18 protein-coding genes are annotated in these 24,063 nt (G+C 62.6%); 17 read left to right on the forward strand and 1 reads right to left on the reverse strand.

The window, feature by feature from the left end:
* On the reverse strand, window positions 1–1,253 hold a 1,253-nt coding region (locus T281_RS06180; RefSeq protein WP_037235859.1), incomplete at its 3' end, for an efflux RND transporter periplasmic adaptor subunit.
* Between the two features lie 666 nt (window positions 1,254–1,919).
* On the opposite strand from T281_RS06180, the gene T281_RS06185 reads away from it, so the two are divergent.
* The 17 genes from T281_RS06185 to T281_RS17505 all read left to right on the forward strand — a co-directional run bounded on the left by T281_RS06185 (window position 1,920) and on the right by T281_RS17505 (window position 24,050).
* Entirely contained in the window at window positions 1,920–2,630 is a 711-nt protein-coding gene (locus T281_RS06185) for an outer membrane protein (RefSeq protein WP_037235862.1), read from the forward strand.
* Window positions 2,631–2,868: 238 nt separating this feature from the next.
* Window positions 2,869–3,711, forward strand: a complete 843-nt coding sequence (locus T281_RS06190; RefSeq protein ID WP_052037161.1) for an outer membrane protein — start codon at window positions 2,869–2,871, stop codon at window positions 3,709–3,711.
* A 295-nt stretch (window positions 3,712–4,006) separates the two neighbouring features.
* Window positions 4,007–4,636 carry a LemA family protein gene (locus tag T281_RS06195; protein ID WP_013420465.1) on the forward strand — a complete coding sequence of 210 codons (630 nt, stop codon included), beginning with the start codon at window positions 4,007–4,009 and terminating at the stop codon, window positions 4,634–4,636.
* Window positions 4,637–4,645: 9 nt separating this feature from the next.
* The gene (locus T281_RS06200; protein WP_199502321.1) at window positions 4,646–5,512 is read left to right on the forward strand and encodes a TPM domain-containing protein; all 867 of its coding nucleotides are present in this window, start codon (window positions 4,646–4,648) and stop codon (window positions 5,510–5,512) included.
* A gap of 10 nt (window positions 5,513–5,522) precedes the next feature.
* Window positions 5,523–6,140, forward strand: coding sequence for a TPM domain-containing protein (locus T281_RS06205; RefSeq protein WP_037235865.1), 618 nt, complete (start codon window positions 5,523–5,525; stop codon window positions 6,138–6,140).
* Window positions 6,141–6,296: 156 nt separating this feature from the next.
* On the forward strand, window positions 6,297–7,070 hold the full coding sequence (locus tag T281_RS06210) for a ferredoxin--NADP reductase (protein WP_037235867.1): 774 nt from the start codon (window positions 6,297–6,299) through the stop codon (window positions 7,068–7,070).
* 194 nt (window positions 7,071–7,264) lie between these two features.
* Window positions 7,265–9,136 carry an extracellular solute-binding protein gene (locus T281_RS06215; protein WP_037235914.1) on the forward strand — a complete coding sequence of 624 codons (1,872 nt, stop codon included), beginning with the start codon at window positions 7,265–7,267 and terminating at the stop codon, window positions 9,134–9,136.
* Window positions 9,133–11,013, forward strand: a complete 1,881-nt coding sequence (locus tag T281_RS06220) for an extracellular solute-binding protein (RefSeq protein ID WP_037235870.1) — start codon at window positions 9,133–9,135, stop codon at window positions 11,011–11,013. Before T281_RS06215 ends, T281_RS06220 begins: the two co-directional genes overlap by 4 nt.
* A gap of 575 nt (window positions 11,014–11,588) precedes the next feature.
* Window positions 11,589–12,695 (forward strand): microcin C ABC transporter permease YejB, encoded by a 1,107-nt coding sequence (locus T281_RS06225; RefSeq protein WP_037235873.1) that lies wholly within the window; start codon window positions 11,589–11,591, stop codon window positions 12,693–12,695.
* A gap of 3 nt (window positions 12,696–12,698) precedes the next feature.
* Window positions 12,699–13,841 (forward strand): ABC transporter permease, encoded by a 1,143-nt coding sequence (locus T281_RS06230; RefSeq protein ID WP_037235876.1) that lies wholly within the window; start codon window positions 12,699–12,701, stop codon window positions 13,839–13,841.
* Between the two features lie 4 nt (window positions 13,842–13,845).
* Complete coding sequence (locus tag T281_RS06235) at window positions 13,846–15,516, forward strand: ABC transporter ATP-binding protein (RefSeq protein WP_052037163.1); 1,671 nt, start codon at window positions 13,846–13,848, stop codon at window positions 15,514–15,516.
* Window positions 15,517–15,683: 167 nt separating this feature from the next.
* Entirely contained in the window at window positions 15,684–17,774 is a 2,091-nt protein-coding gene (locus T281_RS06240; RefSeq protein WP_245269173.1) for a 3-hydroxyacyl-CoA dehydrogenase NAD-binding domain-containing protein, read from the forward strand.
* 94 nt (window positions 17,775–17,868) lie between these two features.
* Window positions 17,869–18,642, forward strand: a complete 774-nt coding sequence (locus T281_RS06245) for an SDR family NAD(P)-dependent oxidoreductase (protein ID WP_037235879.1) — start codon at window positions 17,869–17,871, stop codon at window positions 18,640–18,642.
* Window positions 18,643–18,647: 5 nt separating this feature from the next.
* A complete protein-coding gene (locus tag T281_RS06250) occupies window positions 18,648–19,697 on the forward strand; it encodes a phosphotransferase (RefSeq protein WP_037235882.1) in 1,050 nt (349 codons plus the stop codon).
* Between the two features lie 50 nt (window positions 19,698–19,747).
* Window positions 19,748–21,001, forward strand: a complete 1,254-nt coding sequence (locus T281_RS06255; RefSeq protein WP_081796634.1) for an acyl-CoA dehydrogenase family protein — start codon at window positions 19,748–19,750, stop codon at window positions 20,999–21,001.
* A 141-nt stretch (window positions 21,002–21,142) separates the two neighbouring features.
* Window positions 21,143–22,501, forward strand: a complete 1,359-nt coding sequence (locus T281_RS06260) for a carotenoid oxygenase family protein (RefSeq protein ID WP_037235885.1) — start codon at window positions 21,143–21,145, stop codon at window positions 22,499–22,501.
* A gap of 208 nt (window positions 22,502–22,709) precedes the next feature.
* Window positions 22,710–24,050 carry a DUF1134 domain-containing protein gene (locus T281_RS17505; RefSeq protein ID WP_081796635.1) on the forward strand — a complete coding sequence of 447 codons (1,341 nt, stop codon included), beginning with the start codon at window positions 22,710–22,712 and terminating at the stop codon, window positions 24,048–24,050.
* Window positions 24,051–24,063: the final 13 nt, after the last annotated feature.

Below are 24,063 nucleotides of genomic sequence, written 5' to 3' on the forward strand. Positions count from 1 at the left end.
CTCGCGCCGTCTTCAAGATCGGTTATGACCTCCGCGCCCGCATCGAGTCCCGCCTTCACCTGCGTGACAGATTTGTCGCTCGGCCCGACCCTGATCCGCAGCGCCAACGGCTTGCCGTCCTTCAGCACGTAGACGCGCCGCTCGTTCGTGCTGGTATCGGCGACGGGCGTCGTCGGCTGCATGCGCGGCATCTTGAAGAGCGAGAAGCCGCCGCGCTCCTTTTTCGGCGGCGGGGGCGGCGCGAAACGCAGCGCCGCGTTCGGGATCAGCACGGCGTCTTTCGCCTCATCCACGACAATGTCCGCCGTGGCCGTCATGCCGGGCCGCAGCACGAGGTCAGGATTATCCGCGCGCAGGATCGCCTTGTAGGTGACGACGTGATTTGTCGTGTCGGACGCGAAGCGGACTTGCTCGATCCGCGCCGGGAAGCGCCGCCCGGGATAGGCTTCTACAGTGAATGTCGCCTTCTGGCCGACGCGCACCTTGCCGACATCGGCCTCGTCCACATCAACGCGCAGTTCCACACGCTTCAGGTTTTCAGCGATGATGAACAGGATGGGCGGCTGGAAGCTGGCTGCCACGGTCTGCCCCGGTTCGACGCTGCGTTTCAGCACCACGCCATCCACCGGCGAATAAAGCTTTGACTTGGAGAGAGCGGTTTCGTTCTGCTTCAGTTCGGCTTCCGCGACGCGTACATCCGCTTTCGCGCTGTCGACGGTCGCGGTCGAGCGGCCCAGATCGGCGCGGGCGAAGTCGAGCGCAGTGTCGGATGTGAAGCGCGATGCGTTCAGCGACTTCTGCCGGTCGAAATTCTTGGAGCGTTCGAACGCCGTTGCCTCGGCCTGGATGACGCGCGCTTTCGCGGCGGCAAGCGCTGCCCTGCTGCGCTCGACCATCGCGTTCAGCGTGACCGTGTCGAGTTCGGCCACGACCTGCCCGGCCTTCACCGTGTCGTTGTGATCGACGAGCACCTTGCGGATGATGCCGGAAAGCTCACTCGAGACCTCAACCTGATTTGTGGGGTACACGGTGCCCGTCGCGGTGACGGTGACGGTAAGCTCGCCCTTCACGGCGGGTTCGGTGACATAGACGGGACCGCTCGTCCCACTCCTGTGGAAATAGGCGTAATAAGCTCCGCCCAAAGCGACGACCGCCAGCATCAACCAGAGCCACCGGAAAGAGCGCCGCTTTCTCCTGACGCCAAGGACGGCGCGGATGTCACCGGCTTCCGGCTGTCTTTCGATCACGTTCATGGTCGTGCCCAAGCTTACGCAAAACTAATACCCACAAAGTGCGGGTGTACACCTGAGAGCTTAAACTTATTCCATAGTATCAACGTGAAGGGGAAATAGATAATTTTAAGTGGCTGACGCCGCCACGCTCCAGCTGTTCTGCTGGATGCGCATGTATTACCGGAACGCCTCCACATTTATCGGATTGTCGGAAGTCGTCTTGCAGTGCAGGGTCTTGCAAACTTCGCCATCTTGGCTCGGCTCACTTCCTCGCTTCAACGCGCGTACTTGCGATGATGGCCAGGTGCGCACGCGCGACAAATGCGCAACGCCGTCGCCCGCGCGGACGTTTATTCGGTAATTCGAATATATGCAGCGATTTCCGCTGGATAGGCGCAGGTTGCGGGCGTTGTCCCGGGCGCCAATCCCGCCATATCAAGTATATATCACAATTTATGCGCGAGTGGTAAGGCAATAATACAACCAAAAATAGCGGTCTTGTTGCGGTTCGGTTACATGTCTGGTCCAACTGTATACCGTTTTATTGTCGACCAGATACACGCGCTCGAATCGATGCTAGCTCTAAAGCGTCGGGCGATTAAAGAACTTGGGAAAGCCTATTGAGGTTTTCTCGCACGCGTTGGTGTTGCGTCGAGTATCTGGGCAATTTTAGGGGACTACACACAAATGAAGAAGACACTCATCGCGACCGCTTCGGTTGCGGCTCTCCTTGCCATGGGCGGTTCCGCGCTCGCTGGCGACCTCTACGCCAAGGGCGGCTACAAGGACGCTCCCGTCATGGTTGCGGAACCCACCTGGACCGGCTTCTACCTCGGCCTCGGCGTCGGCGCCGCTGCGGTGAACCATGAAATCGACCTCGCTGGCTTCGTTGGCCTCGACGGCATCAGCGCCACCGGCGTGGTTGGCACGGTCGAAGTCGGTTACGATCGCCAGTTCGGCAACGTCGTTGCAGGCGTATTCTTCAACTACGACTTCGGCGACAACGTCAGCACGGATCTGACGGTCCTCGGAACAGACTTGGCAACTGTGAAGCAGTCTGACTCTTGGACTGTCGGCGGTCGTCTCGGTTATCTCGTGAACACCAGCACGCTGGCTTACGTTCTCGGCGGCTACACCGAATCAACCTTCGAACTCGAAGTCCCGCTTTTCCCGCGCATTAACGGCGACGACACCTTTACGGGTTGGACCGTCGGTGGCGGTCTTGAGACCAAGCTCAGCAGCAGCCTGTCTCTGAAGGCCGAGTATCGCTACACCGAGTTCGACACGAAGACCTATTTCAACTTCGTTGACATCGACACCTCCGTGCAGACGGCTCGCCTCGTGCTCTCCTACAAGGCCGACCTGTTCGGCGGCGAACTTCCCGTCCCGCTGAAGTAGCCCTCTCAGCGCACTGACCGTCCCCCATCAGGTCAGCGAGGCGCTCCTGCGAAAGCCGGAGCGCTTTGGCTTTCCGGGGGGACGCATTGCTACGCACGCCCCGCGAAAGCGGGGCTTTCTTTTTGTGGCGCCCCCTCCTGTCCGCCTGCCACGCTGTTGCACTCTAGCAACACACCCCGCAGGTTGTGCAACTTATACGCGAAATGGCGTGCAAGCACTCCCGAATCGCCTCTAAGAATTGTTCGTCGTTTTGAAGTCCGACCATGCTTTTGGGTTTGGCTTTCCCGTAGGCGTTGCGTTCGCGTTGCAACTTTTGGGGAACATTCTCACAATGAAGAAGACATTTGTGGCGGCTGCGTCGGCGGCTGCGATTTTCGCGATGAGCGGCTCTGCGCTCGCCGGCGATCTCTATGCGAAGAGCGGCTACAAGGACGCGCCGATCGTCGTCGCTGAACCCACCTGGACCGGCTTCTACATCGGCCTCGGTGTCGGCGGCCAGGCGGTAAACCACGAACTCTCTCTCTCCGAGATTGACCTCGGCGTCGAAGAGTCGATGGCCGATTTGAATGGCGTCAGCGGCACGGGCGTGATCGGCACGGTTGAAGTCGGTTACGATCGCCAGTTCGGCAACGTCGTCGCGGGCGTGTTCTTCAACTACGACTTTGGCGATGACGTCAGCAGCAGCGTTAATATCGAAGATTTCAGTGTTAACGCCAAGCAGACCGATTCATGGACCGCTGGCGGCCGTCTCGGGTATCTCGTCAATCCCAGCACGCTGGCTTACGTCCTCGGTGGCTACACCCAGTCGACGTTCGAACTCGGCTTTCCCGGCTTCGGCTCGGCTGATGACACATTCGCCGGGTGGACGGTTGGCGGCGGCCTCGAAACCCGCCTTTCCGGCAACTGGTACCTGAAGGGCGAATATCGCTTCACGGAGTTCGATACGAACGGGTACGCTGCTGTTGATGTCGTTGGCGATGGGTTCGGCGTGGACGTCGATACCTCGGTGCAGACGGCTCGCCTCGTGCTCTCCTACAAGGCAAACCTGTTCGGCAGCGACCTTTCCGTCCCGCTGAAGTAGTAGCGCTCCCCGCGCATTGAGTCCCGCCCCACGGGTCGCGAGACGCTCCTGCGAAAGCCGGAGCGTCTCGTTGTTCGTGGGACGGGTCGCGCGGCACTACCCGCGCCCGTGTCGGATCAATCCGCTCGTGTTGATTCAACCTGATGTGTGCATCCGTCTCTATCTCTTAAGCGAGAGACGGTTTTGCCGATCAAATTGCGACGCAATCTGATCGAAACGGGTTCTTGCGAATTGAAGCGTACCCTTGGCCGCACTACGTAGCTTTTGCTTCGAAGCAGTTATTCAGGGGAAGCCGATGCTAAACCGTTCGATATTCCGGCTCGCGCCCGCAGCGGCGCTGATTGCGGTCGCGCTCGTGCTGTCGGGCTGCGGCGTCAACACCATTCCGTCCTACGAGCAGCAGGCGAAAGCCGCGTGGTCCGAGGTGCAGAATCAATACAAGCGCCGCGCGGATCTGATCCCGAACCTCGTCGAGACCGTGAAAGGTTTTGCCGCGCAGGAGAAATCCGTGCTGGAAGGCGTCGTCGAGGCGCGCGCCAAGGCTACGCAGGCGCAGATCAACGTGCCGCCGGATATTCTTACGAACCCGGAAGCGATGAAGAACTTCCAGGCCGCGCAGGCGCAGCTTACGGGCGCGCTCGGGCGGTTGCTTGCCACCGTCGAGAATTACCCCGACCTGAAGTCGAACCAGAACTTCCTCGCGCTGCAAAACCAGATCGAGGGGACAGAGAACCGCATCGCCATCGCGCGGCGGGACTATATTCAGGCCGTGCGGCTGTATAATACCGAGCTGAACACCTTCCCTGGCCGCATCTGGAAGTCGGTTCTCTATTCCAACGCGAAGGATATGGCGACGTTCGAGGTGCCGGTCGAGGAGACGCAGACGCCGAAGGTCGATTTCGGAACGAACAAGCCGAAGCAGTAGCGAGCCAACATGAGCATCGCGCGGCGGGGTGAACATGGCGTCCCGGAGCGGCCTCGTGTCGCTGCCGGGATGGCGCTTTTCGCGGGGCTGGCGCGGCTTGCTGCTGCGCTCGTCCTGCTGGCGCTCATTGCCGCCGCGCTCGGAACTGCTCGCGCCGCGCCGACCTTCCCGCCACTCACCGGCCGCGTGGTCGATAACGCGAACCTGCTCAGCCCCGCCGACAAGGCCGCGCTCGACGCCGAACTCGCGGCGCTTGAGGCGAAGTCGAGCGACCAACTCGTCGTCTTCACCACGCCGTCGCTTCAAGGCTATCCCATCGAGGATTACGGCTATCAGCTCGGCCGCGCATGGGGAATCGGTCAGAAGGCCACGAACAACGGCGCGCTGCTCATCGTCGCGCCGAACGAACGCAAGGTGCGGATTGAAGTCGGGCGCGGGCTCGAACAGCAACTGACCGACCTGCTTTCTTCGCAGATTATCCGCAACACCATCCTGCCGCGCTTCAAGCGGGGCGACTTCGCGGGTGGCATCAAGGCGGGTGTGACCGACATCCGCGACGTGATGCTGGGCGACGCCGAGGCCGTGAAGGAGCGCGTGGCGAAGCGTCCAGCCGAACGCCGTGACGCGGACGAGACCGAGGCGCTCATCGCTTTCTTTATCCTCGTCGCGATCTTCATCTTCATCGCCTGGGCGCAATCGCAGCAGGGAAACCGGCCGCTTTCGACCTCCGGGCCGTTCAATCGGCGCAGCGATTATGGCGGCCCGATCGTCTTCCCCGGCGGCTGGGGCGGAGGGCGGCGTGGCGGCGGAGGTGGCGGATGGTCGGGCGGTGGCGGCGGGGATTTCGGCGGCGGCGGCGCATCCGGCGACTGGTAGGGAGGCACACATGATTTCGCACGCCGAGAAAACGGCCATCGAACACGCCATCGCCGAGGAGGAGGCGCGGACCTCGGGCGAGATCGTCGTCGTGATCGCGCGGGCGAGCAGCGACTATTATTATGTGCCGTACATGTGGGCGGCACTTGTCGCGCTCGTCGTGCCGTGGCCGCTCATCCATTGGACGTGGATGCCGGTGCAGATGATCTACATCATCCAGCTTGGCGTTTTCGCGGCGCTCGCGCTTCTTCTGCATTATCCGCCGCTTCGTTATGCGCTTGTGCCGGGGAGCGTTCGCCGCAAGCGCGTGCATCAGCGGGCGGCGCAACAATTCGTCGCGCAGGACATTCACACGACGGCGGGACATACCGGCGTCCTGCTCTTCGTCTCGCAGGCGGAGCGCCGCGCGGAAATTCTCGTCGACGCCGGTATTCACGAGAAAGTGCCCGATGCGGAGTGGAAAAAGATCGTCGACCGGCTTACGGACCGGATCGGACGAGGCGAACCGGCGGCGGGCCTTGAGGAAGCGGTTCACAAGATCGGAGAACATCTCGCAACCCATTTCCCTCCCGATGCGACAAAGGAAAACCTTTTGCCCAACCACCTCGTCATGTTAAACGCAGACTAATTCCAGCGAGCGGCGTTCGCCGCAGCTATAATTTCTTGCTGCCATCTTGTCTCCGCATAGCAGCTATGCTATCTGCGGCGCGGCAAAGAATTGACAGCCATGTAATATGGCTCAACTAACGAGACCGGCATCACCTCCACAGGGAAAGTTCTGCAAATGGGCGCGTTCTACGAAGAAAAAGTCTTGGCCGTGAAACATTGGAACGGCGACCTTTTCACCTTTCGGACCACGCGCGATCAGACGTTCCGCTTCCGCAACGGCGAATTCACGATGATCGGCCTGCGCGTGGAAGGCAAGCCGCTGCTCCGCGCCTACAGCATGGCCTGCGCGAACTACGACGACACGCTCGAATTTTTCAGCATCAAGGTTCAGAACGGCCCGCTGACCTCGCGCCTCCAGCACATTCAGGACGGCGACACGATCCTCGTCGGCAAAAAGGCCACGGGCACGCTCGTCATCGACAATTTGAAGCCCGGCAAGCACCTTTATCTCCTCAGCACAGGCACGGGCCTCGCGCCCTTCCTCAGCATCATCCGCGACCCGGAAACCTACGAAGCCTACGAGAAAGTCGTTCTCGTTCACGGCGTGCGTCAGGTGAACGACCTCGCCTACAATGAGTGGCTCACGAGCGAACTGCCGCGTGACGAGTTCCTCGGCGACCTGGTGCGCGACAAGCTCGTGTATTATCCCACGGTCACGCGCGAGCAATATCGCAACATGGGCCGCATCACGGACCTCATGACATCCGGCAAGCTCTACAGCGACATCGGCCTGCCCCACCTCAGCCGCGACGACGACCGCATCATGATGTGCGGAAGCCCGGCGATGCTCGCTGACATCAAGGCTTTGCTTCTCGGCCTCGGCTGGGAGGAAGGCAACCACGGCGAACCGGGAGACTTTGTGCTCGAAAAGGCGTTCGTGGAGAAATAGGCGCCCGCACCTCTCGCCGTTACATCCACAGCCCCGGAGCGCTTGCGCGACCGGGGTTTTTTCGTGCCCGCGCCTATGATCCCGCCATCGTCCACAGGCTTTGCAAGTCCATGGCCCGCATGAAGGATCTTTAAGTGGAAGCAGGCATGCTGCGTGCTACCTTCAATAAATGTGAAAAGAAGGTCGCAAGCCTCATGCCCCATTTTGTGCATTTGCTGTTCGCCGCGCTGATCGGGCTTTCCCTCGCCGCGCCCGCATTCGCGGAGCCTGAGAAGCACCACGCGCTTTCTCTCGTGCGCGAGCCGAAATATCCGGCCGATTTCAAACATTTCGACGGCGTCAATCCGAACGCACCCAAGGGCGGCACGGTTCGCCTCGCTTCAGCCGCACCCTACGACAACCTCAATCCGGCAGTGTTTCGCGGTAACATCGCGCCGGGCGTCTCCCGTGGCGCGGACCTCGTTTTCGAAGCGCTCATGGTCACGTCGCGAGAGGAAGGCTCGACGCAATATTGCCTTCTGTGCGAGTGGGTAAGTTTCCCGGAGGATCGCTCGTCCGTCACGTTCAAGCTGCGCGAAAGCGCGCGCTGGCACGATGGCGTAGCCGTCACCGTCGAGGACGTGCTCTTCAGCATGGATGTCGCCAAGGGCAAGGATCCCGACACGGGCGCACCGTGGCAGCCGCTCCTCGCGCAGTATTACAAGAACGTCGTCAAGGGCGAGAAGACCGGCGAGCATGAGGTGACGTTCACCTTCGATGTCTCCGGCAACCGCGAACTGCCCTTCATCGTGGGCGAACTCGTCGTTTATCCCAAGCACTGGTGGGAAGGGCGCGACGAAAGCGGCAAGCCGCGCGACATCTCCAAGACTTCGCTCGAACCGCCGCTCGGCTCCGGCCCGTACAAGGTCAAGGCGACGCGGCCGGGCGAGTGGATCGCCTTCGAGCGCGTTCCCGCCTATTGGGGTCGCGATCTCCCCGTGCGCGCGGGCGAGAACAATTTCGACACGCTCGAATTCCAGTATTACGGCGATTCGAACGTGTCGATGGAGGCTTTCAAGGCGGGGCAATATGATTTCCGCGCCGAGTCGAGCGCAAAGACATGGGCCACGGCCTATGATTTTCCGGCGCTGCGCGAGGGCAAGGTCGTCAAGCGCGAGGTGAAGCTTGAAACGCCGAAGCCCATGCAGGGCTTCATCTTCAACATCCGCCGCCCGAAATTCGAGGACGTCCGCGTGCGCCGCGCGTTCAACCTCGCCTTCGACTTCGAGTGGACGAACCAGAACCTGTTCTTCGGGCAGTATACGCGCACGAACAGCTTCTTCCAGGGGCAGGAATTGGCCTCCAAGGGGCTGCCGTCGCCCGCCGAGCTTGAGCTTCTGGAGCCCTTGCGCGACAAGATCCCGCCGGAAGTGTTCACCGAAGAGTTCAGAAATCCGGTAAACAATGACCCCGCCGACTTCCGCACCAACCTTCGGCAGGCCGCGCGACTCCTGAAAGAAGCGGGATATAACGTCGTCAACAACAAGCTGGTGAGCCCGAAGGGCGAGCCGTTCACCGTGGAATTTCTTATCGAGTCCGAGGCTTTCCAGCGGGTGATCCTGCCCTACGTGGAAAACCTTCGGCGGCTCGGCATCGACGCTAATGTGCGTCTCGTGGATTCCACCGAGATGAAGCGGCGCGAGGACACGTTCGACTTCGACATTATCGTGGGGGTCTTCGCGCAGTCGGAATCGCCCGGAAACGAGCAACGCGAATTCTGGAGTTCGTCCGCCGCCGACCAGACCGGCAGTCGCAATGTCATCGGCATCAAGAACCCCGCGATCGACACGCTCGTCGACAAGATCATCTTCGCGCCCAACCGCGACGCGCTCGTCACGGCTTGCCGGGCGCTCGACCGCGTGCTTCTCTGGAGCGCTTTCGTTATTCCTCAATGGCATTCCGCGACGGCCCGCATCGCCTACTGGAACAAGTTCGGATCGCCCGATCCCCTGCCGAAGCTTGTGGTCGGCTTCCCGGAAGTCTGGTGGTTCGACGCTGAACTCGCCGCAAAGAACGGATTGAAATGAGGACATACGAGGCTCGCAGTAAATTTTACGCCCGACGGGGCGGGAGTACTCTGCTCTCCGCGCTCTTCGCAACGTCGATGCTCCTCCTCGCGGGGAGCGCCTATGCCGCTGAACGCACGCACGGGCTTTCCTCCTTCGGCACGCTGAAATATCCTGCCGAGTTCAAGCACTTCGACTATGTGAACCCGAACGCACCAAAGGGCGGGCGCCTCGCGACGATGCCGACGAGTTCCATCAACACGTTCAACCACTTCAATGCCTTCATCCTACGCGGCGATGCGGCCTTCGGAAGCGGCGGTCCGTATGACAGCGGCTTCCTGTTCGACTCGCTGATGGTCCGCGCGATGGATGAACCGGACGCGGTGTACGGCCTCGTTGCGCATTCAGCCGAGGTGGCGGACGACAAGCTGTCGGCGACGTTCTATCTTCGCCCTGAGGCGCGCTTCCGCGACGGCACGCCGCTCACGGCGGACGACGTGGTGTTCACGCTCGACAAGCTGAAGAAGGATGGCCATCCGCGCTATCAGATGATGCTGCGCGATGTCGTGAGCGCCACGGCGGTGGACCCGCATACGGTGCGCTACACCTTCAAGGGCGATAACCTGCGCGACCTGCCGCTGATGGTGGCGCAACTTCCCATCTTCTCAAAGGCATTTTACACGGCGAACGACTTCCTGAAGGAGAGCCTCGACCCGCCGCTCAGCTCCGGCCCCTACGAGGTCGGCGAGTTCCGGCAGGGCACCTTCGTCAGCTACAACCGCCGCAAGGATTATTGGGCCGCCGATCTGCCGGTCAATCGCGGGCGGTACAATTTCGATACGATCCGCTTTGAATATTATCGCGACCGCGCCGTGGGCCTCGAAGCGTTCAAGGCGCGTGCCTACGATCTGCGCGAGGAATTCACCTCGAAAAGCTGGGCGACGGAATATGACGTGCCTGCCGTCCGCGAAGGCAAGATCGTCAAGCTGACGCTGCCCGATGGCCGCCCCTCCGGCGCGCAGGGCTTCTTCCTCAACATGCGCCGCGAGAAGTTCGCCGACAGCCGCGTTCGCAAGGCGCTCGACTACGCCTTTGACTTCGAGTGGACGAACAAGGCGCTGTTCTTCGGCCTCTATACGCGCACGGCGAGCTACTTCGAAAATTCCGACCTGAAAGCCGAGGGCAAGCCGTCCGATGCCGAACTCGCGCTGCTCGAACCGTTCCGCGACAAGCTTCCGCCGGAGGTGTTCGGCGAGCCCTACACACCGCCGGTAACGGACGGCTCCGGCCGCTTCCGGCCGAGCATCCGCGAGGCGTCGCGGCTCCTCGACGAGGCGGGCTGGAAGCTCGACGGCGGCGTCAGGAAGAACGCGAAGGGTGAAACGCTCGACATCGAGTTCCTCATCGACGATCCCGTCACCGAGCGCATCGTCGGCCCCTATGCGGGCAGGCTCTCCGATCTCGGCGTGAAGGCGACGCTGCGCCGCGTCGACCCCACGCAGGAGCAGGAGCGGATCAGGCGCTACGATTTCGAGATCAGCGCGCAGCGCTATTCGCTGTCGCAGACGCCGGGCCCGGAGGTGCGCGCCTTCTGGAACAGCGAGGCCGGCAAGGAAGACGGCAGCTATAATCTCTCGGGCATCGCCGATCCCGCCGTAGATGCCCTGATCGACAAGGTGCTTGCCGCGAAAAGCCGCGACGAACTTCGCACCGCTTGCCGCGCGCTCGACCGTGTGCTTCGCGCCGGGCATTACTGGGTTCCGCAGTGGTACAAGGCAGCCCACAATATCGCGATGTGGGACAAGTTCGCGCGGCCAGCCGTGAAGCCCGCCTACGATCCGGCCATTCTGGACACGTGGTGGTACGACGCAGATAAAGCCGCAAAGCTTGGAGGCTAGACAACGCACCCGCATCAAGGTTCACGCTCTCGTTCAAGTCTAGCGGGCGGCCCGCATCGAAAAAACAAGTCTTTCGCTTGCGATTGTGGACGGTGTTTCATACGGTATCCGCCACAACGAGCCGCCTGAGGCGGGCAATGCTTCAGCTTATGCTTGGAGACGCTGTGAAAATCGTTAAGAGGATCTTACCGCCGTTTACCATAGTGGAGATATATGGGGCGCCTGCCATGATTAGCGGACATAATCCCGCGCCATGCAATGCCCGCCGGTAGAGCGTTTCCGACATTTGCGTTCCGCCTGCCCGCGCCACCGTAGGTCAGGTGCGTCGGTCTGAATGCGTGGCCTTTGATCCGATGCGAATGTCCGATGCTAGCCGGAAATCGGACCGCGAGGGCGTAAAACATGAGGCAAGCGCCTTGGCGCATCATGGGACTGAGCATCCCCGCTGCGCGCCACGTGACGCCGCCGCAAAACGGGCCGTTACGGCCTTGAGAATTTAGCGCGCGCGAACCGCCGCAGAGCCGCGAACGAAGTCGCGCCAGCGGAGGCCGCGCCAAGCCAAACAACAGGGAAAGATGACCGCATATATCGTCCGACGCCTGGCCCTGATGGTCCCCACGCTGCTCGGCATCATGCTGATCAGCTTCATCATCATCCAGTTCGCCCCCGGCGGCCCTATCGAGCGCATCATCGCGCAATTGCAGGGCACAAACGTCGATGCCACGGCGCGCATCGGCGGCTCGTCCACCGGCGATTTCTCGAAGATGGCCGCGCCGGGCCAGGATGCGGGCGGCGGCGGCTCCTATCGCGGCGCGCGCGGGCTCGATCCCGAACTTATCAAGAGCCTCGAAAAACAGTTCGGCTTCGACAAGCCGCCCGTCGAGCGCTTCCTGCACATGATGACGAGCTATCTCACCTTCGATTTCGGCCAGAGCTACTTCCGCGACGTGAGCGTTCTCCAGCTCATCAAGGAGAAACTGCCGGTGTCGATCTCCATCGGCCTTTGGCTGACGCTGCTCACCTACCTGATTTCGATCCCGCTCGGCATACGCAAGGCCGTGCAGGACGGTTCGCGCTTCGACGTATGGACATCGACCGTGGTCATTATCGGCTACGCGATCCCGAGCTTCCTGTTCGCGATCTTCCTCATCGTTTTATTCGCGGGCGGCTCCTTCCTCGACTGGTTCCCGCTACGCGGCCTCGTGTCCGATAATTACGCGCAGCTTTCGTGGCCCGAAAAGATCCTCGATTATTTCTGGCATCTCGCGCTGCCGATCACCGCGATGGTGATTTCCTCGCTCGCGACCATCACATTCCTCACGAAGAACTCGTTCCTCGATGAAATCAGGAAGCAATATGTGACGACCGCGCGCGCGAAGGGCCTCACCGAAACGCGCGTGCTTTACGGCCACGTGTTCCGCAACGCGATGCTGCTGGTGATATCCGGCTTCCCGGCGGCGTTCATCTCGGCGTTTTTCACCAATGCGCTGCTCATCGAGACAATCTTTTCGCTCGACGGGCTTGGCCGCCTCTCCTTCGAGAGCGTGCTGAACCGAGACTACGCCGTGGTGTTCGCCACGCTCTATATCTTCTCGGCCATCGGCCTTTTGCTCAACCTGGTGTCGGACCTTGTCTACACATGGGTGGATCCGCGCATCGATTTCGAGACGAGGGAGGTCTAGGCCATGGACATTCGTGTCGAACGCGCCCCTGACGCGCCCGCAGAAAAAGATCCAGCGGAAGTCGCCGCGCCCGTCGCAGAGAAGCGCGGGTGGTTTCACTTTTCGCCGCTGAACCAGCGCCGCTGGAGTATCTTCAAGTCCAATAGGCGCGGCTTCTACAGCTTCATCCTCTTCACCATCCTGTTCTTCCTGACGCTCTTCGCCGAGTTCATCGCGAACGACAAACCCTTCCTCGTGAAGTACGACGGCGCGATCTATACGCCGATCTTCAAGATGTACACGGAAAAGCAGTTCGGCGGCGAGTTCGAGACCGAAGCCGATTACCGCGACCCCGAGGTGAAACGCCTCATCCATGAGAAGAACGGCTGGATGGTGTGGCCGCTCATCCCGTACAGCTATCGCACGATCAAGCTGGACCTGCCGGTGCCCGCGCCCGCGCCGCCATCGTGGGAAAACTGGCTCGGCACCGACGATCAGGGTCGCGACGTGCTCGCGCGCGTAATCTACGGCTTCCGCATCTCGGTGCTGTTCGGCCTGTTCCTCACCATCTTCTCGGCGCTGATCGGCGTGACGCTCGGCGCGATCCAGGGCTATTTCGGCGGCTGGACCGACCTTCTGATGCAACGCTTCATCGAGATCATCGGATCGCTGCCGAGGCTTTACATCCTGCTGATCCTGTCGGCGATCCTTGCGCCCGGCTTCTGGTGGCTGTTGTTCATCATGCTGCTGTTCGAATGGACGGCGTTCGTCGGCCCCGTGCGCGCGGAGTTTCTGCGCGGCCGCAACTTCGAATATGTGCGGGCGGCGCGCGCTCTCGGCCTGTCGAATGTGCAGATCATGTTCAAGCACATCCTGCCGAACGCCATGGTGGCGACTGTCACGTTCGCGCCGTTCATCCTCGGCGGTGCGATCACGGCGCTGACGGCGCTGGATTATCTCGGCTTCGGCCTACCGCCCGGCTCGCCATCGCTCGGCGAACTCCTTCAGCAGGGCAAGCAGAACCTGCAAGCGCCGTGGCTGGGCCTCACCGCGTTCTTCACCATCGCGCTGATGTTGAGCCTGCTTGTCTTCGTGGGCGAGGCGGTGCGTGATGCGCTCGACCCGAGGAAGACAATGCGCGTAAACCACGTCGCGACGGGGAGCTAGGTCGATGACCGAAACGCAAGCGATACAGCCGACGCCCATCGAAGCCGCTCCCGCAGAAGCGCCGCTGATCGAGGTGCGTAACCTCGCGGTGAAATTCTCAGGCACCGCGCCGGACGTCTTCGCCGCGCGCGATGTCTCTTTCGATATCAAGAAGGGCGAGACGCTCGCGCTCGTGGGCGAATCCGGCTCCGGCAAGACCGTGTCGGCGCTCTCGATTTTGCGCCTGCTCCCCGTGGGCGACGCGACGAACCCCATCGGCGAAATCTGGTTCGAGGGGCAGGATCTGCTGAAAGCGAAGGAAGCGGACATCCGACGCGTGCGCGGCAACCGCATCTCCATCATATTTCAGGAGCCGATGACCTCGCTCAATCCGCTGCATACGGTGGAGACACAGGTCAGCGAGGTGCTGAAGGTCCATAAGGGCATGTCGAATACGGCGGCCCGCGAGCGCACGCTGGAACTTCTCACCAAGGTCGGCATCCGCGACCCCGAAAGCCGCCTCGGCGCTTATCCGCATCAGCTTTCCGGCGGCCAGCGGCAACGTGTGATGATCGCCATGGCGCTCGCGAACGAGCCGGACCTGCTCATCGCGGACGAGCCGACGACGGCGCTCGACGTGACGATTCAGGCGCAGATCCTCGACCTTCTGAAAGACCTTCAGCGCGAACTCGGCATGGCGCTGCTGCTCATCACGCACGACCTCGGCATCGTTCGCAAGATGGCGGACCGAACCTGCGTGATGAAGGACGGGCTCGTCGTTGAGCGCGGCCCTGCGGAAGAGGTGTTCACCAACCCGCAGCATCCCTACACCAAGCAGTTGCTCGCCGCGCAGCCGAAGGGCGAAGCGCCGCCGCTCGACGAGACCGCGCCCGTTGTGCTGAAGGCGGACGACCTGAAAGTGTGGTTTCCGATCAAGCGCGGCTTCCTGCAAAAGACGGTCGATCACATCAAGGCGGTGGACGGCGTCTCGTTCAAGCTGCGCGCCGGGCAGACGCTCGGCATCGTGGGCGAGTCCGGCTCCGGCAAGACGACGCTCGGCCTCGCCATGCTCCGGCTCATTTCGAGCGAGGGGCAGATCGTCTACGCGGGCCAGCGCATCGACGGGCTGAAGTCGCGCGAGATGCGCCCGCTGCGACGCGAAATGCAGATCGTGTTTCAAGACCCGTTCGGCTCGCTCAGCCCCCGCCTTTCGGTGGGGCAGATCATCGAGGAAGGGCTTCTCATCCAGAACCCCGACATGAGCCGCGACGAGCGCCGCGCGCGCGTTTCGGCCGCGCTGGATGAAGTCGGCCTCAACCCCGAGTGGCAGGACCGCTACCCGCACGAGTTTTCCGGCGGCCAGCGCCAGCGCATCTCCATCGCGCGCGCCATGATCCTCGAACCGCGCTTCCTCATGCTTGACGAGCCGACGAGCGCGCTCGACGTATCCGTGCAGGCGCAAATCGTGGACCTCCTGAGCGGCCTCCAGAAGAAGCGCGGCCTCGCCTATCTCTTCATCAGCCACGACCTCAAGGTGATGCGCGCGCTCGCGAGCTACGTCATCGTGATGCGCAACGGCGTGGTGGTGGAGGAGGGACCAACGAAGGACATCTTCGAGCACCCGAAGAGCGACTACACGAAGGCGCTCATCGCCGCCGCGCTCGATCACCGCACGCTAGTCGTTCAGGCGGCCTAGGCGACGCCATTTGCGCGCGTCATGTTTCGGTGCGTTTCGTCAGCGCCTGGGCATGCGCTGGTGTGTCCTCTGACGCGACCCGTTGGACGTTGACGGTTCCCTCCCGCAACCGGTAATGTTCATAGTGGCCGAACTATGCAACGAACAGAACGATTCCCCCGGGAGAAATGATGGCCCGAAGTCCCGTAACATACGAAACGAAGGACGGCGTCGGTGTCATCACCGTCGACAACCCGCCGCTTAACGTCGTCTCGAACGAGGTGCGCGACGGCCTCATGCTCGCCATTCGCAAGGCGGAGGCGGACCCGGTCGCGAAAGCCGTGGTGCTGATCGGTGCGGGGCGTAATTTCGCCGCCGGCGCAGACATCTATGAACTCACACATCCCTACTCCGGCGCGGACATCAACGACATCTGTGCCGCTCTCGAAGACCTGCCGAAGCCCGTGGTCGCGGCGCTTCATGGCACACCCGTCGCGCGCGGGCTTGAGGTGGCGCTCGCCTGCCATTACCGCATCGCCGCGAAGGACGCTCGCCTCGGCCTGCCGGAGGTGAAGGTGGGGCTTTTGCCCGGCGGCGGCGGCACGCAGCGACTGCCGCGACTCGTCGGCGCGAAGGCCGCGCTCGACATCATCATTTCCGGCGACCTCGTCCCGGCGGTGAAGGCGAAGACGATCGGCCTCGTCGATGAGGTGGTCGACGGCGATATTCTCACTGCCGCCATCGCCTTGGCGAAGTCGAAGTCCGTTCTGTCGAAACATCCGAAAACCCGCGAACTGAGCGCGAAGATCGCGCCTGATCGCGGCTCGCATCTGTTCGAGGGACGGCGCGATGAACTTCGTCGCCGCCAGCCCTTCCAGCATGCGCAGTTCCGCTGCGTCGACGCCGTCGAAAGCGCGGTGCATCTGCCGTTCAGCCAGGGGCTGAAGCGCGAGCGCGAGCTTTTCAACGAAGCGCTCGACGACGACCAGAGCAAGGCGCTGATCCACGCATTCTTTGCGGAGCGCGAGGCCGCGAAGATCCCCGGCTTCCGGACAGATGTCAGGCCGCGCGAAATAAAAAGCGTCGCGGTGGTTGGCTCCGGGCACATGGGCGGCGGCATCGCGATGGCGTTCGCCAATGCGGGCTTCCCGGTGATCGTGCTCGACCGCGATCAGGCCGCGCTGTCGCGCGGGCTTGCCGTCGTCGCGAAGAACTACGAAAGCATGGTCCGGCGTGGCCGCCTCGATCAGCCGGGCATGAACAAGCGCCTGAGCGCGATCCGAAGCACCGTCAATTACAAGGATCTCGCGGATGTCGACCTCGTGGTGGAGGCGGCATTCGAGGATATCGGCGTCAAGGAGCAGGTGTTCCGCGATCTCGACCGCGCCTGCAAGAAGGGTGCGATCTTCGCGTCCAACACCTCGACGCTCGACATCGACGAAATCGCAAGCTTCACGCGCCGCCCCGGCGACGTGATCGGCACGCATTTCTTCTCGCCCGCGAATGTGCAGCGCCTCGTCGAGGTGGTGCGCGGCAAAGAGACGAGCGCGGACGTGCTCGCCACCGCGATGGCCGTCGCGAAAAAGATCGGCAAGATCGGCGTCGCGGTTGGCAATTGCGACGGCTTCGCGGGCAACCGCATGCTGGAGAAATACGTCACCGAGGCGATGATTATCCTCGAAGAGGGCGCGACGCCCGCCGAGGTTGATACCGCGCTGACGCGTTGGGGCCTCGCCATGGGGCCGTTCGCCGTGTTCGACCTGACCGGCATCGACGTCAACTGGCACATCCGCCAGCGCCGCCTGAAGCAGGGCAAGCCCTACGGCTCGGCGCTGCTCGACCGCTTCTACGACGCCGGGCGCTTCGGGCAGAAGACCGGCAAGGGCTTCTATCGCTACGAATCCGGCAGCCGTGCGCCGCTTCCCGATCCCGAGGCCGACGCCATCATTGAGGCGTATCGCCGGGAGGTGGGCCCGCGTGTGAAATCGGTCTCCGAGCAGGAGATCGTGAAGCGCACGATTTATGCGCTCGTGAACGAGGGCGCGAATATCCTCGACGAGGGCGTGGTCTATCGCTCCGGCGACATCGACACGATCTACATCAACGGCTACGGCTTCCCCGCCTGGCGCGGCGGCCCGATGAAATATGCGGAGTTGCGCGGCCTCGCCGAGGTGCTGTCCGACCTCGACATCTTTCATATGCGCTTCGGCGACCGCTGGAGGCCCGCTGCGCTTCTGAAGTCGCTCGTCACCGCGCGCAAACCGAAATGGCCGCGCTGAAGTAGCGGCGGAAAATGCTTCGAGCGGCGCACATGCCGCTTCGCACGAAATAATAAGTGGCGGCACAAGACCGCCTCAACATTGGGGAAGCGTCATGGGTCTGTTCGACCTGTCGGGCCGCGTTGCGGTGATCACCGGATCGTCGCGAGGCATCGGCCGTGCCATCGCGCTTGAAGCGGCGCGAGCGGGCGCAAGCGTCGTTGTCTCGTCGCGCAAGCTCGACGCCTGTCAGCGCGTCGTCGATGAAATCCGCGAGAGCGGCGGCCGCGCGACGGCTGTCGCCTGCAATGTCGGCGTCAAGGCCGATCTCGAAGCGCTCGTCTCGCATGCCTTGCGTGAATATGGCCGCATTGACATTCTCATCCCCAACGCGGCCATCAATCCCGCCTACGGCCCGTCATCCGAAGTGTCGGACGAGGTGTGGAACAAGGTTCTCACCACGAACCTCACAGCCACCAACTGGCTGACCCAACTCGTGCTGCCGGGCATGGCCGAGAACGGCGGCGGCTCGGTGATCCTGCTGTCGTCCATCGTGGCCACCGTCGGCGCGGCCAATATCGGCGTCTATGCAATCTCGAAGGCGGCCGAAGCGCAACTCGCGCGCAATCTTGCCGTGGAGTGGGGCGCGCGCGGCATCCGCGTGAATTCCATCGCACCGGGCGTCGTCAAGACCGATTTCGCAAAGGCTTTGTACGAAAATCCGAAGGCGGCGGCGACGGTCGCGCACATGACGTGCCTCAAGCGCCTCGGCGAGCCGGAAGACATCGCGGGCGTGGCTGTATTTCTCGCATCCGACGCCGCGCGCTATATCACAGGCCAGTTCATTCTCGTGGACGGCGGCGCATCCATCTTTACCCCCATCGGGTGATTACCATGGCAGAACTCATCGACATTCCCGACGGCCATCGTTTCGACGAGGCGAAGCTTCGGCATTACCTCAAGCGGCATCTTCAGGATTTCGTGGGCGACCCGACGATCCAGCAATTTCAGGGCGGGCAGTCGAACCCGACCTTCCTCATCACGACCGCATCGCGGAAGTATGTGCTGAGGAAGCAGCCGCCGGGCAAGCTGCTGCCGTCCGCGCACGCCATCGACCGCGAATATCGCGTGCAAATGGCGCTGAAGGACACGCCGGTGCCGGTCGTCTCGATGCAGCTTTTCTGCGAAGACCCGTCCGTGATCGGCACGCCGTTCTACGTGATGGACTATTACCCCGGCCGCATCTTCGCCGACAACAAGCTGCCGGAACTCAATCAGAACCAGCGCCGCGCGGTTTACATTGCCTTCGCCGAAACGCTGGCTGCGATCCATGAGGTGGACTTCCGCGCGCTGGGGCTCGCCGATTTCGGCCGCACCGATGGCTACGCCGCGCGGCAACTCAAGCGCTGGACCGAGCAATATGAGGCGTCGAAAACCGGGCCGAACGAGGCGATGGAGAACCTCATCGCGTGGCTCAACGCGCACCTGCCCGCCGAGGATGAGCCGGCGCTCACGCATGGCGACTACCGGCTCGACAACGTCATGTTCGAACTCGACGCGCCGCACGTCATCGCGGTGCTCGACTGGGAGCTTTCGACGCTCGGCAATCCGCTCGCCGATCTCGGCTATGTCTGCATGGCGTACCGCACGCCGAAGGATCTACCGATCCTGAAGGGCCTCAAGGGTGTGGACCTTAACGCGCTCGGCATCCCGTCCGAGGACGAGATCGTCGCCGCCTATTGCCGACGTGCGGGCCGCGACAGCGTGCCGGACCTCACCTTCTTCATCGCGCTTTCGTTCTTTCGCTTCGCGGCCATCGCGCAGGGCGTCTATGCGCGCTTCCTGCAAGGCAACGCCGCCGACAAGCGCGCGCCGCTCGCGGAGCAGGCCGCGCACGTGCTCGCGCAGGAGGGCTGGAAGATCGCGGATAACGCGGGGAACTGAACGCCGCTTCCGAAGAATAATAACGGGGAAACGACTGTAGAGGGCGACACGTGGCGGACATATTGCAACTTTCTTCCGAGGCCGCCGACTACAAGGCGCGGCTCGAACGCTTCATGGACGAGCACGTCTATCCGAACGAGGCGGCGCTGTTCGAGACGGCGGACACGCAGGAAGACCGCTGGGAGCCGCTCGCGCTCATGGAGGAGCTGAAGGCGAAGGCGCGCGCGGAGGGGCTCTGGAATCTGTTCCTGCCGGACAGCGAGCTTGGCGCCGGGCTTTCCAACCTCGATTATGCGCCGCTCGCCGAAATCATGGGCCGCTCGCATTGGGGCCCCGAGGTCTTCAACTGCAACGCGCCCGATACCGGCAACATGGAAGTGCTGGTCCGCTACGGCACGGAGGAGCAGAAGAAGCGCTGGCTGAAGCCGCTGCTCGACGGCAAGATCCGCTCGGGCTTCGCGATGACCGAGCCGAAGGTGGCGTCGTCGGATGCGACCAACATCGCGATTTCCATCGTCAAGGACGGCGACGACTATGTCATCAACGGCCGCAAATGGTGGACGTCGGGCGCGGGCGACAAGCGCTGCAAGATCCTCATCCTGATGGGCAAGACCGACCCGGACAATCCGGATCGCCACCGCCAGCAATCCATGATCCTCGTGCCGATGGACACGCCCGGCGTGAACAAGGAGCGCATGCTGCCCGTCTTCGGCTATCTCGATGCGCCGCATGGTCACGGGCAACTCTCATTCCACGACGTGCGCGTGCCGCAGGAAAACGTGATCCTCGGCGAAGGGCGCGGCTTCGAGATCGCGCAAGGGCGCCTCGGCCCGGGCCGCATCCACCATTGCATGCGCACCATTGGCCGCGCCGAACGCGCGCTCGAAAAGATGTGCCGCAGGCTCGACGCGCGCTCGGCATTCGGCAAGCGCATCTCCGATCAGACCGTGTGGATGGAGCGCATCGCGGAAAGCCGCATTGCGATCGATCAGGCGCGGCTGCTCACGCTCAAGGCCGCCTATATGATGGACACGGTCGGCAACAAGGCCGCGCAGGCGGAGATCGCCATGATCAAGGTCGTCGCCCCGAACATGGCATGCAAGGTGATCGACTGGGCCATCCAGGCGCATGGCGGCGCGGGCGTTTGCGACGATTTCGGCCTGCCGTATGATTACGCGACGATCCGCACGCTACGCATCGCCGATGGCCCGGACGAGGTGCATCGCAACCACATCGCGAAGATCGAGCTTCGGAAATATCGCGATCCCGGCGTCGAGCGGCATCGGAAGCAGTCGGCGGATTGACCGCAATTGCAATCTTAAAAGTAGAACCGTTTCACGAGCACCGACAGATCGCCCTTCGCGGCGCGCGGTCCCGTTTCATTGCATGGCGCGGAACAATCGCAACGCGCGGCAGGTTGACTGCTCGGGAGACACGTAAAGCCGATGCAGGATCGAGTCGAGCCGCCCTTCTGGATGCTGGGCAACTTCGCGCCGGTGACGGAAGAGACCACCGCGTACGACTTACCCGTCGAAGGCGCAATCCCGCCCGAGCTTTCCGGTCTCTATGTGCGCAACGGCGCGAACCCGCGTCACGGCCAATCGAGCCACTGGTTCCTCGGCGACGGCATGCTGCACGGCGTCGCGATCGAGAGCGGCAAGGCGAAATGGTATCGCAACCGCTATGTGCGCACCCCGATCTTCGAGGGCGCGCCGCGACATCCGCTTGCGGGGCTCGACATTCGCTACGCCCTTTCCAATACCAGCGTGGTCGCCCATGCGAGCCGCATCATGGCGCTCGTTGAGAATGCGCTACCGATGGAGATTTCTCGCGACCTTGAGACGCGCGGCTTCAACGATTTCGGCGGCCGCCTCGCTACGCCCTGCACGGCGCATCCCAAGATCTGCCCGGCGACAGGCGAAATGCACTTTTTCGGCTATCGCGTGATCCCGCCCTACCTCACCTATCACGTGGCGGATGCGGCGGGCGCGCTCGTCCGCAGCGTCGAAATACCGGTCAAGGCCGCGACCATGATCCACGATTTTGCGCTGACGGCCCGCCACACGATCTTCATGGACCTGCCGATGGTGTTCGACATGCCAACGGCCATGGCGGGCAGCACGATGCCTTTTCACTGGAGCGAAAGCTACGGCGCGAGGCTCGGTGTGCTGCCGCGCGGCGGTGGCGCGCAAAGTCTGCGGTGGATCGATATCGAGCCGTGCTTCGTGTATCACGTGGCGAACGCCTTCGAGGAGGATGACGGCACCATCGTTCTCGACGTGGCCCGCTATGACGAGCATTGGCGCGACGGGCCGAAACGCAACGCCTTCGATACAGCCTCGCTCACGCGCTGGCGTATCCCGCCGGGAGCGACCCGCGCCGAGGAAACGCGCATCGACGACCGCAGCATCGAGTTTCCCCGTATCGACGAACGCCGCACAGGTGTTCCCCATAACGCCGTCTACGCGCTCGCGACCGAAGGGAGCCTCGCTGACGGCGTCTTCACCGAGCTTCTGAAATACGACCTTAAATGCGGGCGCGTCGATGCGCGGCGCTTCGTGAGCGAACTGCCGAGCGAGTTTACCATGGTGCCCGCGTCAGAGGCGGCGGGTGAGGAGGAGGGCTGGCTCATGGGCTATGTCTACGACCGCGCAAGCGCCACGAGCGACCTCGTCATCCTCGACGCGAGCGACATCGGCGGCAAGCCTGTCGCGCGAATTCGACTCCCCGTGCGCGTGCCACAAGGCTTCCACGGCACCTGGATCGCATCGGAGCCTCGGGAGTGCGACGCCGCCGCACATTAGCGCGCGTTCGTGCCTTGAAACCGCCCACCCTATGATCGATGGTCGCGCCGGGTAAAAGGTTCGGAGCGGCGATTTGCAAAAGTGATCGGCATCAAAACCCGCGCATAAGTCTTGAGAACGCGGAAATTGCCATTGTTTGCCTTAGGGTCGAGGTGCGAATCGCTCCATTGTGCGCGGGTGGGAATGCCACCAGAGCGCGAGGGCAGCCATGACTTTCAGACATAAATTTGCAGTTGCCGCATTTTTTGCAATCATGCCTGCTTCGGGCGATGCCGCGCAAAATTGCGACGGTCGCGCCTTCAGTCAGCAGATCGATCAGACAGCGCAGGCACTCCGCACGCTCAACCGTGACAGCGAGGCGCGTTTCCAGAATCGCTTGGTGGCCATCGCCAAGGCGAAGGGCTGGAGCGAAGGCGAGCGAGCCGATCATGCCGCCGCCGCGATGGATGACACCAAGCTCGAGTCCTTTAATTCCGACATCGAAGATCTGGTCGGACAGCTAGACACGCTGAACGCCACGCCGAAGAACGAGATTTCGTGCGACCGGCTCAATGAGCTCAAGACCATCAACGACAAGCTCATCGGTGTGATGCGGCAGAAGGCTGGCTTCATCCTCGCGCAGCTCGAAGCCGAGGCCGGGAAGCCAGCGCCGAACCCGTACAAGATCGCGGGAGCCGGAAAGGGCGACGCTTTGCCGAGGGAAGGCTCGTTGCCGCAAACCAATACAGCGACCCCCATCGCGCCCGATCCGGAGCCAAACGTTGAAGTGGCGGGTGAGAATTCGCCGGTGGTGCCCGACAGCGTCGCAACGTCGGATGTGCCGTGGTCGGCCAACGTCTCGCAAGCGCTGCGTAATCCTCAGCCGCAACAGCAGGCGCGCCCGGCCGCTACAACCGCGACGACCGTTGCGCCGCATCCCAACGCGCCGATGTCGCTGAAGCCGGCGCCGAAACAGGAAGAGAAGGTCGCTGCGCTCACGCCGCCTCGCGACACGCTTCCGCCCGTGACGGTCACGTCGCCGCCGCCATCGACTTACGCGCCGCCGCTGCCAGCTCCCGTTTACTCGGTTCAGGAAATCCGTGATGCGGGCCGTGGCGTGTTCGGTTCGGTCACGTCGGAACTAGCCGCCGTCATGAACTACGCGTTCCAGAAGTTCGGTCAGCCGAACGCCTATATCGTCGGCGACGAGGGCGGCGGTGCGTTCCTCGCCGGGTTGCGCTACGGCGACGGCAGGCTCTTCTCGCGGGTGAACGGCGTTGAATCCGGCCCGACGAAAATCTACTGGCAGGGTCCGTCGTTCGGCGCGGACTTCGGCGCATCGGGATCGCGCGCGCTGTTTCTCGTCTACAATCTCGATAGCCCGCATACGCTCTACCGCCGCTTCCCCGGCTTGGACGGCTCGGCCTATGTCGCGGGCGGTGTCGGCCTGACGGTCTACAAGAACGGCGACACGCTCATCGTGCCGATCCGCACCGGCCTTGGCCTCAGGATCGGCGCCAGCGTCGCCTATCTCAAGTTCACGGAACGCGCCAGCCTGAACCCCTTCTGACATCGCGGCATTC

It is taken from the genome of Rhodomicrobium udaipurense JA643, assembly GCF_000636015.1.
GTDB lineage: Bacteria > Pseudomonadota > Alphaproteobacteria > Rhizobiales > Rhodomicrobiaceae > Rhodomicrobium > Rhodomicrobium udaipurense.